The following is a 15,327-nucleotide window of genomic DNA, read 5'->3' on the forward strand; positions in this document are numbered from 1 at the left end:
TGGAATGTCCTTGGACAAGGGGCATGCACCAACGATTTAGGACTATCATCCCATCACCATGAAACCCAGTCTCTCATACTGTGCCGCTCGATCTCTGGACAATTGGGTTCGAAGCGAAATCGGGCATCACAAGGCCATGCAGACTCCCGATGCTGACTCCGTGCGTTCGGCACTTGCGTACTTCAAAGTCTCTAGAGGCTTCGCGGGCATTGCCAAGCCGGATATCGGGAAAAAGATAGCTTCTCTCTTAGTCGATCACAGCAAGCGCGTCACGCCCAAGACGGCGCCGACACGAGTCTCGGAGCTGGCTAGTGCGTTTGAGAGAGAGCTCGATTCAAACAATCTCTTGTCAGCTGCATCGAAGCTTCTCTGGTTGCGCTCACGTACGCCGTTTGTCATCTACGACAGTCGCGCAGTCCGCGCTCTTTCTCTAGAGCAGAGGTTTGACAAGAGGAATTACGCTTCGTATAGCCAGGCCTGGAAGCTGGCATACAGGTCTCGACAGGCGGACATTCATCACGCCCTGAAGAACCTTCCGAAATTCGCCCACTTCACCGCAGCCGCAGATCGCGGTGAGACGTATATAGCTGAGATTGCGTCCCACGAGTGGTTCGCGGAAAGGGTCTTTGACCAGTATCTATGGCTCGTTGGCGACCCAAAAACGACGGGCGAATCGGACGAGGAGGCAGACGCCTGACCCTTCGGCCCGGCGAAAGCCATCAGGCGATCCGTCAGTTTCGGCTTCCTATTCCCGCGTCGCAGGCGTCGTCGATGTCGCAATAACCTGCCATGTCCCACCTTTCCGCGCCCACACGTGCAAGCTGTAGTGGGCGTCGGTGCCCTTCGTGGAGTGGGTCATGATGGCCGTATCCGGATTGAGGAATGTCACTTTATAGTCGACGGCTTCATATTTCTCGCCGGCGGGCGCAGCCTTGATGTCGTCGAGCTGTTGCTGCTTATTCTTCATTCCATGTTCGTCGACGGAGACCGAGTTGTCGGCGACGATTTTCGCGGCAGCGGTCTTGTCTCCTTTGCCGACGGCTTCGCCCCACTGTTTATCGAGCGCGATGAGCGATGCTTTGTCGTCAGCGTGCGCGTTGGCGGCGCACAGGATCAGAAGCGTGCCGATAGTAAGGAAAGTGCGTTTCATGTGAGGCCCCCTGGATTGCGGTGACTCCAGGTTGCCAATGGAAGCAACAGGCCACCGGTTAGTTGTAGGGTCTGTATACGCCCGGCGGCCAGAGGTGCCAACTAGCGAATATCGCTACGCGTGACGCGCCGCAAGCACCAATCTATGCAGCTAGAGCGTCGCGCGATTCACAATCCACTCGCCCAGCGTTCCCACCAACGACATCACCAGCGCCCCGCCGAGCGCCCAGCGGAAGCCGTCGATCTTCAGGTGATCGGTCAGTTTGTCGGTGATCACGAGCAGGATGGCGTTGATGATCCAGCGGGTGATGAAGGCGAGCAGCCAGGCGATGCCGAGGGTGGCGACGGTGAACATGGCGAACAGCAGCCAGCCCAGCAGGAAGTTGAGCACGCCGAAGATGGCGGCGACGAGCAGGGCGCTCTTCGGGCCTTTGACGTGGAAGCCGGGCAGGAGGGCGCTGGTGACCCAGACCGCCACGGACAGAATCAGCCAGGAAAGGATCAGTCGCACGGTGCATACTCCATTCGAATATCATTGCCGCCACAACAAAACACAGGGATGGTAACGATGAAAGTTGTCAGCTTCTCCTTGGAAGAAGGCAATAAGTATTTCGGACGAATCGACGGCAGGCGTTTTTACATCGGCAGCCGCGTTCCCTATCAGGACGGCAAAGGGCTCGCCAACAGCACCGGGACCGTCCAGCAAAAATACGATCGTAAGCAATTCCGCGAACGTTACGGCTTCTGGGCGGATTTCATTCACCCGACCGCGATGGCGGAGGGCGCGTTGTTTCATACCCTGAACACCTACGACCGCGCGTTCTTCACGTTCTCCTTTCTGCAATTCGGGGCCCATGTTCCCAACGGTGATTTCGTTGTTTACATGCGCGCGTTGCTGAAGTTACCGCTCGCCACGGAATATTTCCCCGATCTGGTGCTGGTCGGCGAGCGGGTGTGCCGGCTCACCGATACCGGGCCGGTGCAGATCGAGTCCGATACCTCGACCGCCGGACTGTGCGACTACCTGAATCCCACCGTCAAGGAGATTGAAGATACCGAAGTGATTCAGGCGGCCAGGTTCGTGCATTGGGCACAGAACGATGCGCTGAACCGTCAGACGCAGATCGACGTGGGCGTCACTCACTTCCGTCGAAACATGGCTCAGTACGCCATTCGTTACGGGCTTGACGGCGCGCCCGCCGCGATCTGTCTGGCGATCGCGGATATTCGACATCAAGGCCACGCCAAGAGCGCGGCCATCATTTCGGCCCTGGCGAGCCCGAAGCCGTTGGATGCGTTACTGGGGCTGGGCGCCGCGCTCTATCCGCAGCGGGTAAAGGTGTTGAGGCGGGAGATCGGGGTGTTGACGGCGGATGGAACGTTCGGCGGGCTCAAGTACAGCGTGGCCAAGGGCGATTTCGTTCATTGAGTGGAGTGGTCCGCATCGTCGACCGGTAGCAGTTCCAGGCCGCCGTTCTCGTCATCGGTCAACACCAGCGTTTTCACGTCGCCATTGTCGACGTGGAAACGGGTCGGTCCCATCACCAGGGTGGACGTGCCCGCGAAGTAAAAGTAGACATCGTAGTCGCCGGCCTTGAGGGTGAACTGACTGGAGGGGTTCTGATACGCCAGCGACGAAACGCTCGGTGTCGTGTCGTCGTCGTCGAAGTCCACCGTCTCGCCCGGTAAGCGCAGATACAAATCCAGCAGCTCGGAATCTTCGAGACTGCCCGCGCCATGCAGAAATCGAAAGCTGGCCTGCGTCGGTACGCTGCGGGCGTCAGCGGAGAGCACGACCGCATCGACAACAGACGCCGGTCCCATCGCGTACGCCGTGTAATGCGCCCCGACAGCGGCGGTGAATTCTTCGAAGAAGACATACGGCGAGCCGGCGCCCGCGGGCACAGCGATCATGCCGTTCTCGCCCTTGTCGATAGGCACGTAGTCGGTCGACTGCCGGAAGCCAATGTTTTGTGCCAGCGGATCGGCGAGCCCGGAGCCCACCGTGATATCCAGCGCCGGCGTGTCGTGCGAGATGTGCACGAATTTGAGGCCGGCACCGTCGCGGGCGTCGCGTTGCTCGCCACTGCCGACGATCAGGAGTCGGGTGGCGATCGAGGTCGGCCCGTGGGTATCGGCGATCGCCATCATGATCCGACTCTGTTCCGTGAATGTCATGGACTCGGAGCGATACAAAACATTGCTCGTGCCCGCGGCCATCAACTCCACGACCACGTTGGCCGAGAGCGTCGAGTCGTCATCCAGATCGTCGCTGTCCCGAACGAGTGACAGCTCCAGTGGCGTCGTGGTCTCGGTGATCGAGAGCGTGTCGACGTAATACCTCGAGGCGAGCCCGGCCTTCGATGCCGTGACATAAACATCGACGGCCGGCGTGTCGGGCGATGCGTGAGTGAATTGCAGAACGAGCTTGTCGTCGGCGACATCGTCACGCTGATCCAGGCCTTCGATCATGTAGGTGTGGATGTCATCGAGGCGACCGTAGGCCACGATGGTGTATTCCGTCCCGGCGAGGAAGGTGTAGGCCGAGGCGCCGCTCACCGGCGTCTCGGTCTCGTCGTCGTCATCGTCGTCGTCGAGGTCCGCCGGCAGGATCGCGCTGAAACTAAGCGTGTGCTGACCTGGATGACCCGCGGAAAAGCTGGTAGCGCCGCCAAAGCCGGCGCTCGAGACAGTCGTGTCGTCGACGTCGATTTGCAGCGAGGGCGAGTCCTCGACCAGATTCAGCGAGCGCAGATGAAACGTCGTCTCATCTTCGTTCAACGAATCGTTACTGCAAGCCGCGAGCAATGCCAACAGCGCCACAGCGCCGACAGCTCGGGTCCAGGTTCGCATCGCGTGCCCCTTAGAATGCATTGCCAATCGAGAACTGGAAGCCTTCGAGCTCATCGCCATAGTTCAACTCCGTGCTCCTGCGGTAAGTGAGGGGCACCGCATAACTGAATCGGAACAGGCCCAGCGGCGCGAGCCATTCCACGCCGACGCCGACAGAGGTGCGGAAATGGTTCCAGTCGAAGTCGTACTCGGTCGGGAAGCCGCCCTTATCGGTGAACTTCGTGTCGCCGAGATAGGCGACCTGGCCGAAGTCATAAAACAACGTGACGCGGGCGCTGTTTCTGAATTTCTCGGGCATGGGCAGGATGGCTTCGACTTGTCCGGTGATTGCGAAGTCGCCGCCGTAGGGATTGCCCAGCGAGTCGCGTGGGCCGAGATACGATTCTTTGAAGCCGCGCACCGAGCCGGGCCCGCCGACGAAAAAGTTTCGTTGTGGCGGTAACGCGGTCGTATCGCCGAACGCCGCGCCGTAGCTGACGCGCGAGCTGATGCTGAGTGGCATCCAGTCCAGATAGGGAAGGTGGATGAACTGCTTGAAGTTGTAGCTGGCGAGGTAGTACTCGATGTCGCTGCCCGGCGGTGTGGCGCTCAACGCCAGCTGATGGCTCGCGCCACGGGTCGGGAAGATCAATCGATCGCGGCTGTCGTAGCCCCAGCCGAGATTGATCTCGAACACGTTGTACTTGGTGCCGAGAATCGTGTAGCCGCCCGACTCTTTCTCGTACGGCGAGCCGTTGACTTGCACCCAATCCTGGAACTGCTGCGAGCTGTAGACGGTGGTCGCGAGTTGCGCGGACTGCCAGCTGCTGCCTACGCGCAAGCTTTGGTATTCGCTGAGCGGGAAGCTGAAGTCCATGCCCGTCAGCCAGGTCTCGGTCGAAAAGTCCGAGGACGCGGAGGTGAGCTGCGTGACCTTGCGATAAGCCAGACTTGTGGTGAGGCCGATCTCGTCCAGCGTCAGGTACGGATTGGTGTGCGAGAGACTGTAAGCCTTGGAGTACTTGCCGGAGTTGAGCTCGAGCGCGACGCGTTCGCCCGTGCCGAGGAAATTGGAATGCACGATGTTGCCGTTCAAGATGAACGACTGCGATTCCGAGTAGCCGATGCCGCCGCCGAACTGACCGGGCAGGCCTTCCTCGATCTTGAAATCCACGTCCACCAGGTCCGGCGTGCCGGGCACGGGCGTCGTCTCCGCGTCCACCTTCTGAATGAAAGGCAGGCGTTGAATGCGCTGCTTGGAGCGCTCGACTGCGGCGTTCGATAGATACGAGCCTTCGAGCTGACGCATCTCGCGACGGAACACCACGTCGTTGACGCTCGTGGTGCCGTTAAAGTTGATGCGCCGGACGTACACGCGATGGCCGGGATCCACTACCAGCGCGAGCGACAGCTGTTTGGTGTCGGGGTCGATCTGGGGCACGGCGTCGACCTTGGCGAACGCGTAGCCATCGAGGCCGAGGCGCAGGGTCATGGCTTCGGTGGACTGCGTGACCCGCCGCAATGAATACAAGTCGCCCGGTTGAATCATCACCAGACGTCGCAATTCGGATTCGGGTACGACCATTTCGCCGCTGAGCCGGACCTGCGAGATCCGATACACCTCGCCTTCATGCACGTTGAGGGTGATGAAAATCTCCTCCTTGTCCGGGGCGATGGCGACTTGCGATGAGGTCACGGCGAAATCGGCGTAGCCGCGATCCATGTAATAGGAGCGAAGCTTTTCGATATCGCCGGACAAGGCTTCGCGCGCGTAGCGATCATCCTGGCGATACCACGATAGCCAGTTGGGCGTGCTGAGCTCGAAGGGTTCGGTCAGTTCCTGGTCGGTGAAGGCTTGATTGCCGGTGACGTTGATCTGCTGGATGCGGGCGCGCTTGCCTTCAGTGATGTCGATCGCGACTTTCACCTTGTTACCGGGCGCTTCGTCGGCGCGTGCATCGATCTTCACCGCGTACTTGCCGCGCGAGAAGTATTGCTCGGTGAGGTACTGGCGTACTTCGTCGAGCACCGACTGATCGAAGGTCTTGCCCGCCGCCAGGCCGACATTCCGGAGCGAGCGCTCCAGGTCCTCGGTCTTGATGTCCTTGTTGCCCTTGACCTCGAAGCTCTCGATGGTGGGGCGCTCCAGCACGGCGACGATCAACACGCCGCCGTCGCGCCTCAGCTCCACGTCTTTAAAGAAGCCGGTGCCGTACAGCGCCCGGATTGCTTCGCCGAGCCGGCGGCTATCGATGGAGTCGCCGATGTTGATCGGCAGGTAATTGAAGACCGTGCCTTCGCTGATTCGCTGCAAGCCTTCGATGCGAATCTCGCCGACGACGAAGGCAGCGGGCGGGGCGCTGCTTATGTCTTGCGCGCGTAACTTTTCCGCGACCAGTGGGTTTAACACTAAGGCGCAGACGAACAGGCAGACGGCAAGCGGTCGTGACATTCGCAGCTGGATGCGCCGGCGATGCAATTGGTCGCAAGACAGGGGAGCGACGCTTGCCTATCGGTGTGGTTTCTGACTCTGAATCGCCGATGAATGGTTACAATTCAATACTTGCTAAAAACGGAGCGATGAGTTCATGCAAAGATTCCGGTTCGGCGTTCGCAGCGTCCTTGCCGCGATCCTTTTAGTCAGTGCCCCTCTGGTCATGGCTGCCGACGCAGCCCCGTCGCCGCCGTCCTGGGTGGCGGAGAGCAACAAGCACGCGCAGATCCTGCTCGAGATCCTCGCGAAGTACTCGCCCGAAAGCGCCACCACCTTTGGTGTCGACGGGCACGATGCGGACGTCGTCGATCTGAAGCCCGGCTTCTCGGAACGGCAGCAAGCGGATCTACGGGCGGCGCAGGCTAAGCTCGAATCCTTGCGCGCGTCGGTGAGCGATCCCCAGGTGCGTCAGGACATCGAGATTCTGATCAAGGCGGCCGTCGATCAGCGGCAGACGCTCGAGCTCAACGATCGTTTCCTGCTGCCGTTCCAGGACATCGGCGTGCTGGTGTTCCAGAGCTTTCAGGATTTGCTCGATGAGCGGGTCGACAAGCAGCGTCAGCAGGCCGCGGTCTTGCGTCTGCATCGTTACGTCGGCGCAGAGAAGGGCTATGAGCCGCTGACCTCGATGGCTCGCGCTCGGTACGAAGAGCGTGCCGGCAATTCGGCGCTGCTCGGTCCGTGGGTCGTCGAAGCTCAGCAGTACCTGGACAACATTCCTCGCTATCTCAACGGCACGGAACAGTTGTTCAAAGAGAGCGGGTTGAAAGGTTGGCAGCGTGACATGAAGACGCTGCGCAAACAGTTCGCCGAGTACGACACGTGGGCTCGCGCCAATGTTCTGCCGCGTGCACGCAAGACCAATCAGCTGCCGCCGGAGCTGTATGCCGACAATCTCAAGAACGTCGGTGTGGACATGAGTCCACAGGAAGTCATGGAGCGGGCGCTTGCGGACTATGTGCAGACTCGCGATGAGTTGATCCTCACGGCCGCCGAGCTGGCGAAACAACGCAACTGGCCCGAGTCCGACTACAAGGACGTCATTCGACGCTTGAAGAAGGAGCGCATTCCCAATGACCAGCTGCTGGCTTTGTATCAAGGCCGGCTGAGCCAGCTCGAAACCATCGTGCGCGAGAAACATATCGTGACGTTGCCGGAGCGGGCGGCGGCGATTCGCCTGGCCTCCGAAGCAGAGTCGGCCGCGCAGCCCGCGCCTCACATCGATCCGCCGCGGATGATTGGTAACACCGGCGAGCCGGCGGAGTTCGTGCTGCCCATCTCTAATCCAAATTCCAAGAGCGGCGCTGCAATGGACGATTACAGCTACGACGCCATCGCCTGGACGCTCACGGCGCACGAAGCGCGCCCCGGTCACGAGTTGCAGTTTGCCCGCATGCTGGAGCGTGGCGTTTCGACGGCGCGCATCGTGTTCGCATTCAACAGTGCGAACGTCGAAGGTTGGGCGCTCTACGCCGAAGCGGTGATGAAGGAATATCTGCCCGTCGAAGGGCGCATCGGTTCGCTACAGGCGCGCATGTTCCGTGAAGCCCGCGCGTTCCTCGATCCGATGTTGAATCTCGGAATGTTACAACCCGAGCAGGCGAAGCGCTTGCTGATGGACGAGGTTGTGCTGTCGGAGCCCCGGGCCAAACAGGAAGTGGACCGCTACACGTTCCGTGCACCCGGCCAGGCGGCTTCTTATTACTACGGCTACACGCGCTTGAACGCGTTACGCACGCGCGTCGAGCTTGCTCAGGCGGGGCGATTCAACGCGCTGGCGTTTCATGACTTCATCGTCAGTCAGGGCCTGCTGCCGTTCGATTTGCTGGAGCAGGCCGTCATGACCGAGTTCGTGCCGGCGAAACAGTAGTTACTGTTTGGCGTTGGCCGCGGCTTTCTCTTCTTCGCGCGCCCCGGCAAGGATGCCGGGCAGCGCATAGTTGCCCTCGTGGCACGCGTACTCGTAGATATGCTGGTCGGTGTAGTGGAACGGAATCTCACCACGCCACGGCGTACTGAAGGTGTCCGGGTCCTCGACTGTGAATTCGTAATGGATGGTCTGTTCTTCGGTGCGCGTGAAGCGTTCGGTCACCTTGAGCTTCGGCGACACCGGAATGCTTCGATAGCTCGCGCCCTGGCCGATCTGAATCGGCTGCGCCGGGTTGAAGTTGACGGTCTCCACCACCAGCGTCTCGCCTTCCCAGCGACCGATGGAATCGCCCATCCATTTGCGCATGTGAGACGGCTGATGCGTGCCGCCGAGCCGGATGATGCGCGCGTCGTGGACCATCTCGACGTTGATCAGCACGGTGTCGGCCGATTGCACGATCTGATAGTTACTGTTGTACATCACCGGCAACATCGGCGGGCCGGAGTTAGTGCCGAAACCTAATATGCAACGTTCGCCGAGCGCCCGTTGCTCGGGACCGTCGAATGCGCCTTTGGCGGCCCGCGCAGTGCGGGCATCGAGGCGTTGCTGACCAGGCTCGGATAACGCCGGCACCTGGCCGTCCTCGGGATAGACGATCAACGAGCTGCGGCGCTCGCCTTTGACGTTCGCGACTTTGTTAGCGGGGTCGAACCAGAATACGTTGTAGCCGCCGACATTCCCTTTGGGCAGCTCCTGGCTCAGGTCGCTGGGCTGATCGGACTGCGCCGCGAACTCCTGCATGCGCTTTTCCATCTGCAGCGCCTCGGGCTCGGAGAGCACCAGTTTGTTTCCCAAGGTCTTGGGCCGCTCGACCGGCGTGAGCGTGGCGTTGGTCCAGACGCCTTGCAGGTCGGGATGACCGTCGGCTGTGCGAGGGGCTTTGTAATTGCCCGCCAGCGCGGCGGAGCAGGTCAGCGTCAGGCCGACTGCCGTCCACAGGAATAATGATCTCGAAGCGTTGCTCGGTTGCATCGTGTCCCGCCTGTCCGTGATGACCGCGATTGATCGCTCGTGAGTGGCGAGTATTGCAGAAGCTCGAGACAGGACGACCGATGTTGACCGTTCTTGGCAGTCTTAGTGAGACTCTGAATGATATTCGGAATGCTGCTGACGCTGCGGCCTGGCGTCGTCGATTTTTCCGAGCACGGACAGCGCGACCTCATATCTCGAGCGCGCGGTGCGCAGGGCGACCGATTCACCCGCGGCTGTTTGTTTCTCTACTTCGGCACGTAACAACGGCAGCGCAGCTTTCAAGCTGGCGAGCAATTCGGGCGCGGCGGCGATCAGGCGCGCATTGGCTTCGGCGCTACCGTCATCGGGACCGGCGGCGTTGTGGCACAAGGCGATGTGCCAGACCACGCCGTCGATGACCGCGTCGATACACGGCTCGTTGGGATAACGAGGATCGACATTGACGATCCAGGGTCCCTGAGTGTGTTGTCCCATCCTTTCTACCTTTCGGCTGCCCTGACTGATACGACTCTGCGTTGCAAGAAGTTCAGCCCTCTCACACCGCAAAATAAAAGATGCGCAGCCTCGACCGGGATTGTCCATCGTCAGCTTGCGTTGTCAACACAATGCGGACCGGGACCCGCCGCGGTGGCTGCTGTCTGCTTCAGGGAATGTCTCATGCCGCATGCACGGTCTGGCGTCTGAGCAACCGCAGCCCCGCGTCGTTAGATAAGCCCATTCGAGTGGGAGTGGTTGAGAGATGGACCGCTTTTCGGCCGCCGCGCAAGTGGCGGCCTTTTTTCTGCTAATCGCCAGTCCCCTCGCGCTCGCTCAGCGGTGTGAGGATTGCGAGCGGGTGTCACACGATCCGCCGCCGCCCACCGGGCGCGTCGATGTGACAGCGGCCGTCGATGCTGCGACTTCGTTCGTTATCAAAGCCCTGCGCAGTCTCTATCCCTCCTACAAAGTTTCCGTCGTCGAAGGCGATGCGGTCGATGCCACGCCGACCGTTGCTGAATACGCTGCCGCCTACGACGCGCGCGACGGTCAAGCCAATGTCGAGCTGCCCGGCTTCAGACATCGCTACGCCTGGCAGTTGACCTATCGGGATCGGGATCCGGCCGCTTTGTTACAGCCGGAGCCGGGCGAGAGATTGCACGGCACCGACGTGACGCTCGACGATTCCTGGGTGCTGGGCTTGAGATTCGAGCTGGACTACGGCTGGAAGCGTTAGCCGGCTTTGCGCCCGCTGATGACCGGGATGTGCCACACCACGTACTGACGTGGATCCAGGATCGAGGCGATGGCTTGATCGAACAGCGCGCGGACCTCGTCGATCGACAATTTGCTATTTTCCGCCAGCACTTCGGTATACCCGTCGCGCCAGGCTTGAATGATGGTCGCGAATGTTTCGCGCGCTACCCGCAATGTATCGACGACTACGTAGTCGACGTGCAAGTCCTGCACGCCCAGGTCGTTCATGATGGCCCAGGTGCGACGGCCGATGCGGGCGTCGGTATGAGTCCGGCGCGTAAATTCGATCACGCCTTCATGCCACAGCCTATCGGGATCCACGGCGCCCGCCGGCATGTGTAACATTCCGTAATCCTCGCTGAGCACGTGCACCCAGCCGCCGGGCTTGCAGATGCGAATCAATTCGGAAATGACTTTCTCGGGCTCGGGCACCGCTTGAGTCATGTGACGGCACACGACCAGATCGAACTGCGCATTGCCGAACCTCAGCTCGAACGCGTCGCCTTGTTCGAATTGCACGCGAGGCGCGAGCGCTGCGTGTACGCGGCGAGCGTAAGCGGCGGAGCTTTCCAGAATATCCACACCGACGATCTGCGCCTGCGGATAGACAGCGGCGAGACGGCTCGTGATCTCGCCGCTGCCGCAGCCGATGTCGGCAATGTGTGTCGGGCGACCGTAGCGTGCGAGTAACGATTGTTCCTGCGGCCAGATGGCTTCGGCCTGGGCGCGCAGATTGCGAACCATCGACTCGTCCGCCATCTGCTCGGCTTGCGGATTACGATGCTTGCTCATGCACGCATCATGCGGCATCGGCTGCCGCCCGCAAAGACTCAGCTCGCCAGCGCGTCTGATTCCGGGGACAGCGATTGTCAGGTCGCAATTAATCGACTGCCTCATTATCCAGCCGCCCGCGAAGAGCGAATCTGTGGGCATGGCGTCCTCTGTGTTCACCCCGACCCCGGAAGTGCTCGCATCGCTGCCGGAGGCGCAACGTCTCATCGAACAGCTGCGTGCGCAGCTGGCTGAAGAGCTCGCCGCCCGCGCCCGTCTGGAGCGCAGCCTGGCGGAGCTGGATGTGCCGATTCAGCACGTCGGCGACAGCGTCCAGTTCCTGAGCGATGCCTTCGAGGAGCTGAGTCAGGTGTTCCATGGCTATCGGGACGCGCTGATCTCGTTGCGGGCCACGCACACGCCGGCCGCCGCGCAGCTTGCCGAGTTGCGAGAAATGGAAACCGTTTGCGATCTGGAGTTTCTGGAGCGCGAAGTACCCAAGGTCTGTGCCCGCTCGCGGCACGAAGCTGTGCAGGCCGCCGAGCTGGTGCGCACCTTGAAGGAGTTTGCACACGTCGAGCCGCCCGAGCAGAGGCCGGTCCGCGGCTGAATTTTCCGCCCCGGAGCGTCCAACCCAATCTGAACGGGGAGTTTTGTCATCCTGACGGCGCTAATGGCGACCACGTCACACTCGTGGCGGGCTGTCCGCGCCAAACTACTGTCGCTTAAGGTTTCATCGTACAGCGCCTCAAAGTGACAGTCGCTAAGATTCGGCCGGTCCAAATCCGGCTGCGTCGGTAATTGTCGACCGCGCCAATCGAGGGAACCCTAACGTGTATCGTCGCTCATTCGCCGCCATTGCACTCGCCGCCGCCTTGCTGAGCCCGCTGGCTCACGCCGAAGGCGAACAGAATCTGCGAATGCATTGGAGCAAATCGTCCGAGACCGATTTCGGGACGGTGGTGATCGGCGACTACGACGCGTCGCCGGAGTCGAACTATCTGGTCGGTGCGACCTACGGCTATCAGTACAGCGACACGCTGTTCTCGCTGCCGCTGGAGATGACCGCGAACGTGGGTGTGCAGTGGCTCAACGAGCGTGGCCGTCAGCAGGATGGTTACGGTCTCACGACGTACATCAAAGCTCACTATCGTTGGGAGCTGCCGTGGACCGACAAGCAGGTTCGGCTCGGGCTGGGTGAGGGCCTTAGCTACGTGTCGCGCATTCCGATGAGCGAGGTGCGCGACTTCGGCACCAAGGGCGCCGAATCGGAAAAGTTGATGAATTATCTGGAGTGGACCATCGATCTGCCGCTGCGTCAGTTCCACCCGCTGGAGGGCTTGTTCCAGGGGGGCGTGATCGAGGATGCATCGCTGGGCTTCATGGTGTGGCACCGCTCCAGCGTGTTCGGTCTGTTCAGCCAGACCGGCGGCGGTATCAATTTCATGGGCTTCAGCTTCGAGGCCCGGTTCTGACGGAAGTAAGTACAACCTGGATGGAGTGTGGGTCATGAAGCTGGAAGTGATGTCGATCAGTTTCCTGCGTAGCGGGGCACTGTCGGTGGAAGTCGGCGCGCAGTCGCAGAAGGACACGCCGTCCGAGCCGTCGCTCGACGTCGTGAAGATGTGGGTTTACCTGCCTTCCTACAACAAGGCCGCGCCGATGGAAGACGTCCTCGAGGCGGCGCTCAATATCGCGCGACAGTCGCTGCGCTGATTCGACGCTGACGTTTCTTATACATCTCCTCGTCGTTTCCGAGGAGCTTCCGCCAGGGTCGCACGTATAAGATTCCCCCCAACCGCGTCGGTACCAACGCGCGGATTCACATCGGGGGATTCGATGCGGCCATTCCGTTCAGCGGTACAACGTGTCCTGCACGGCGCAATTCTCGGCGTCGTGCTTGCTCATTCGACCCCGGCAGCCGCCGGTGAAGTCGACACCGCACGCCTGCTCTCTGCGCCTGCCAACAACGCGGATTGGCTCACGCACGGCCGCACCTACGACGAACAGCGCTTCAGTCCGCTGGCGAAAATTCATCAGGGCAACGTCAACGAGCTGAAGCTCGCCTGGTTCTATGACTTCGACACCACGCGCGGCCAGGAAGCGACGCCGCTGGTCATCGACGGCGTCATGTATGTCACATCGGCGTGGAGCAAAGTGTTTGCGCTCGACGCACGCTCGGGACGCGAGCTGTGGCGTTTCGATCCGAAAGTCGAAGGCGCCAAGGCCATCGATGCCTGTTGTGACGTCGTCAATCGAGGCGTTGCCGCTTGGGGCAATCGCGTGTTCGTCGGCACGCTCGACGGGCGGTTGATCGCGCTGGATCGCACGACCGGCCAGCCAGCGTGGTCCGTGCAGACGACCGATCCTACCAAACGCTACACCATCACCGGTGCGCCGCGCGTGATCGCGGGCAAAGTCATCATCGGCAATGGCGGCGGTGAGATGGGCGTGCGCGGCTACGTCTCTGCCTACGATGCAAACGACGGCAAGATGGCGTGGCGGTTCTATACCGTGCCGGGCAATCCCAAAGAGGGATTCGAAAGCGCTGCGCTGGAGCGTGCCGCGAAGACCTGGCACGGCGAGTGGTGGAAGTATGGTGGCGGCGGCACCGTGTGGGATTCGATGGCGTATGACCCGCAGCTCGATCTTCTTTATATCGGCGTGGGCAACGGCAGCCCGTGGAATCACCAGATCCGCTCCAATGGCGAGGGCGACAATCTTTATTTGTCCTCCATCGTGGCGCTGCGGCCGGCGACGGGCGAATACGTGTGGCATTTCCAAACGACGCCGGCCGAGTCGTGGGACTTCACCGCGACTCAGCACATCATCCTGGCGGATCTCACCATCGACGGTCGTGCGCGCAAGGTGCTGATGCAGGCGCCGAAGAACGGCTTCTTCTATGTGATCGATCGCGCGACGGGTGAGTTCATCCACGCCAAGAACTACGTGCATGTGACGTGGACGACCGGGCTCGATCCGAAGACGGGCCGTCCCGGCATGGTGCCGGAGGCTCGTTATCTGCGTGAGCCGGCGATGGTGTCTCCGGGGCCGCTCGGGGCGCACAACTGGTATCCGATGTCTTTCAGTCCGCAGACCAAGCTGGCGTACATCCCGGCGCTGGAGGCGTCGAGCTATTACAAACACGACGATGCGTTTCAGTTTAGAGATCGGACTTGGAATACCGGCATTCAGATCTCGCGCGATCCTCCGAATGCGAAGTCCGCGGCTGAGGCGGCGAAGAGCAAAGGTGGCGCGATGCTGCTTGCGTGGGATCCTGTCGCTCAACGTGAAGTGTGGCGAGTGAATTATCCGCGTGCAGGCAATGGTGGACTGCTCACGACGGGTGGCAAGTTGGTGTTTCAAGGTTCGGTCGACGGCAAGTTCAACGCATACGCCGCTGATACCGGGGCCCGGTTGTGGTCGCAGGATGTGCAAAACGCGATTCTCGGCGGGCCGGTGACGTTCGAATTGGATGGCGAACAGTACGTAACGGCCCTGGCAGGCATCGGCGGCGTGGCGGTCGCCGGTGTGCTCGGCACGACGCAGGCGCGCAGTGCGTATGGTCGCGTTGTGACGTTCAAGATTGGCGGCAAGGCGCAGTTGCCTGCGTTGATTTCCAACAATGCGAGGAAGCCGCCGGACGTGCGCCGGGCGGGCGCGCAGGGAGATATCGCTTCGGGTCAGCGCACGTACGATAACGTTTGCTCGGTCTGCCACGGGATGAGTGCGCGCAGCGAGACGGCGATTCCAGACCTCCGTTATTCGGCCGCCATCGTGGACCGCGAGACGTTCAAGTCCATCGTGATCGACGGCGTGCGGGCCAATAAGGGCATGGTCGGCTTCGGGTCCACGCTGACGCCGGCTCAGGCCGAAGAGATTCGAGCCTATCTGGTGTCATTGGCGGTGGCGTTGTAGCGAACAGCTTGGCAGACTCCGTGGCTAT

At 61.0% G+C, this 15,327-nt stretch carries 15 protein-coding genes; 8 read left to right on the forward strand and 7 right to left on the reverse strand.

Annotated elements, in window-relative coordinates; translation table 11 throughout:
* The first annotated feature begins 136 nt into the window (after positions 1-136).
* A complete protein-coding gene (locus ACFPN2_RS20090) occupies positions 137-697 on the forward strand; it encodes a hypothetical protein (protein ID WP_380599727.1) in 561 nt (186 codons plus the stop codon).
* Positions 698-745: 48 nt separating this feature from the next.
* Here the strand turns inward: ACFPN2_RS20090 and ACFPN2_RS20095 are convergent, their stop codons facing one another.
* Positions 746-1,150: a nuclear transport factor 2 family protein gene (locus tag ACFPN2_RS20095; protein WP_380599729.1), complete on the reverse strand. Its 405-nt coding sequence runs from the start codon at positions 1,148-1,150 to the stop codon at positions 746-748.
* 150 nt (positions 1,151-1,300) lie between these two features.
* Positions 1,301-1,660: a phage holin family protein gene (locus ACFPN2_RS20100; RefSeq protein ID WP_380599731.1), complete on the reverse strand. Its 360-nt coding sequence runs from the start codon at positions 1,658-1,660 to the stop codon at positions 1,301-1,303.
* 57 nt (positions 1,661-1,717) lie between these two features.
* Between ACFPN2_RS20100 and ACFPN2_RS20105 the strand changes: the two genes are divergently transcribed.
* Positions 1,718-2,578, forward strand: coding sequence for a hypothetical protein (locus tag ACFPN2_RS20105; RefSeq protein WP_380599733.1), 861 nt, complete (start codon positions 1,718-1,720; stop codon positions 2,576-2,578).
* Here the strand turns inward: ACFPN2_RS20105 and ACFPN2_RS20110 are convergent.
* Positions 2,572-4,002 carry a DUF4397 domain-containing protein gene (locus tag ACFPN2_RS20110; RefSeq protein ID WP_380599735.1) on the reverse strand — a complete coding sequence of 477 codons (1,431 nt, stop codon included), beginning with the start codon at positions 4,000-4,002 and terminating at the stop codon, positions 2,572-2,574. The two genes, ACFPN2_RS20105 and ACFPN2_RS20110, sit on opposite strands and share 7 nt — an antisense overlap.
* 10 nt (positions 4,003-4,012) lie before the next feature.
* The gene (gene bamA / locus ACFPN2_RS20115) at positions 4,013-6,391 is read right to left on the reverse strand and encodes an outer membrane protein assembly factor BamA (protein ID WP_380599737.1); all 2,379 of its coding nucleotides are present in this window, start codon (positions 6,389-6,391) and stop codon (positions 4,013-4,015) included.
* 178 nt (positions 6,392-6,569) lie between these two features.
* Here bamA and ACFPN2_RS20120 point away from each other — a divergent pair, with 178 nt between their 5' ends.
* Positions 6,570-8,345 (forward strand): DUF885 domain-containing protein, encoded by a 1,776-nt coding sequence (locus ACFPN2_RS20120; protein WP_380599739.1) that lies wholly within the window; start codon positions 6,570-6,572, stop codon positions 8,343-8,345.
* Here ACFPN2_RS20120 and ACFPN2_RS20125 read toward each other — a convergent pair whose 3' ends face one another.
* Together ACFPN2_RS20125 and ACFPN2_RS20130 are read right to left on the reverse strand one after the other, a co-directional pair.
* The gene (locus ACFPN2_RS20125; RefSeq protein ID WP_380599741.1) at positions 8,346-9,377 is read right to left on the reverse strand and encodes a hypothetical protein; all 1,032 of its coding nucleotides are present in this window, start codon (positions 9,375-9,377) and stop codon (positions 8,346-8,348) included.
* A gap of 102 nt (positions 9,378-9,479) precedes the next feature.
* Positions 9,480-9,851, reverse strand: coding sequence for a hypothetical protein (locus tag ACFPN2_RS20130; RefSeq protein WP_380599743.1), 372 nt, complete (start codon positions 9,849-9,851; stop codon positions 9,480-9,482).
* Positions 9,852-10,212: 361 nt separating this feature from the next.
* Here ACFPN2_RS20130 and ACFPN2_RS20135 point away from each other — a divergent pair, with 361 nt between their 5' ends.
* Complete coding sequence (locus ACFPN2_RS20135; RefSeq protein WP_380599745.1) at positions 10,213-10,590, forward strand: hypothetical protein; 378 nt, start codon at positions 10,213-10,215, stop codon at positions 10,588-10,590.
* Here ACFPN2_RS20135 and ACFPN2_RS20140 read toward each other — a convergent pair.
* Positions 10,587-11,402, reverse strand: a complete 816-nt coding sequence (locus ACFPN2_RS20140) for a class I SAM-dependent methyltransferase (protein ID WP_380599747.1) — start codon at positions 11,400-11,402, stop codon at positions 10,587-10,589. The genes ACFPN2_RS20135 and ACFPN2_RS20140 overlap by 4 nt on opposite strands.
* Before the next feature lie 139 nt (positions 11,403-11,541).
* On the opposite strand from ACFPN2_RS20140, the gene ACFPN2_RS20145 reads away from it, so the two are divergent.
* From ACFPN2_RS20145 to ACFPN2_RS20160, 4 genes are all read left to right on the forward strand, one after another.
* On the forward strand, positions 11,542-11,991 hold the full coding sequence (locus tag ACFPN2_RS20145) for a hypothetical protein (RefSeq protein WP_380599749.1): 450 nt from the start codon (positions 11,542-11,544) through the stop codon (positions 11,989-11,991).
* A 223-nt stretch (positions 11,992-12,214) separates the two neighbouring features.
* The gene (locus tag ACFPN2_RS20150; protein ID WP_380599751.1) at positions 12,215-12,856 is read left to right on the forward strand and encodes a hypothetical protein; all 642 of its coding nucleotides are present in this window, start codon (positions 12,215-12,217) and stop codon (positions 12,854-12,856) included.
* A 34-nt stretch (positions 12,857-12,890) separates the two neighbouring features.
* The gene (locus ACFPN2_RS20155) at positions 12,891-13,097 is read left to right on the forward strand and encodes a hypothetical protein (protein ID WP_380599753.1); all 207 of its coding nucleotides are present in this window, start codon (positions 12,891-12,893) and stop codon (positions 13,095-13,097) included.
* Positions 13,098-13,220: 123 nt separating this feature from the next.
* Positions 13,221-15,299 carry a PQQ-dependent dehydrogenase, methanol/ethanol family gene (locus ACFPN2_RS20160; RefSeq protein ID WP_380599755.1) on the forward strand — a complete coding sequence of 693 codons (2,079 nt, stop codon included), beginning with the start codon at positions 13,221-13,223 and terminating at the stop codon, positions 15,297-15,299.
* Positions 15,300-15,327 lie beyond the last annotated feature (28 nt).

It is taken from the genome of Steroidobacter flavus, assembly GCF_042651805.1.
Classification (GTDB): Bacteria; Pseudomonadota; Gammaproteobacteria; order Steroidobacterales; family Steroidobacteraceae; genus Steroidobacter; species Steroidobacter flavus.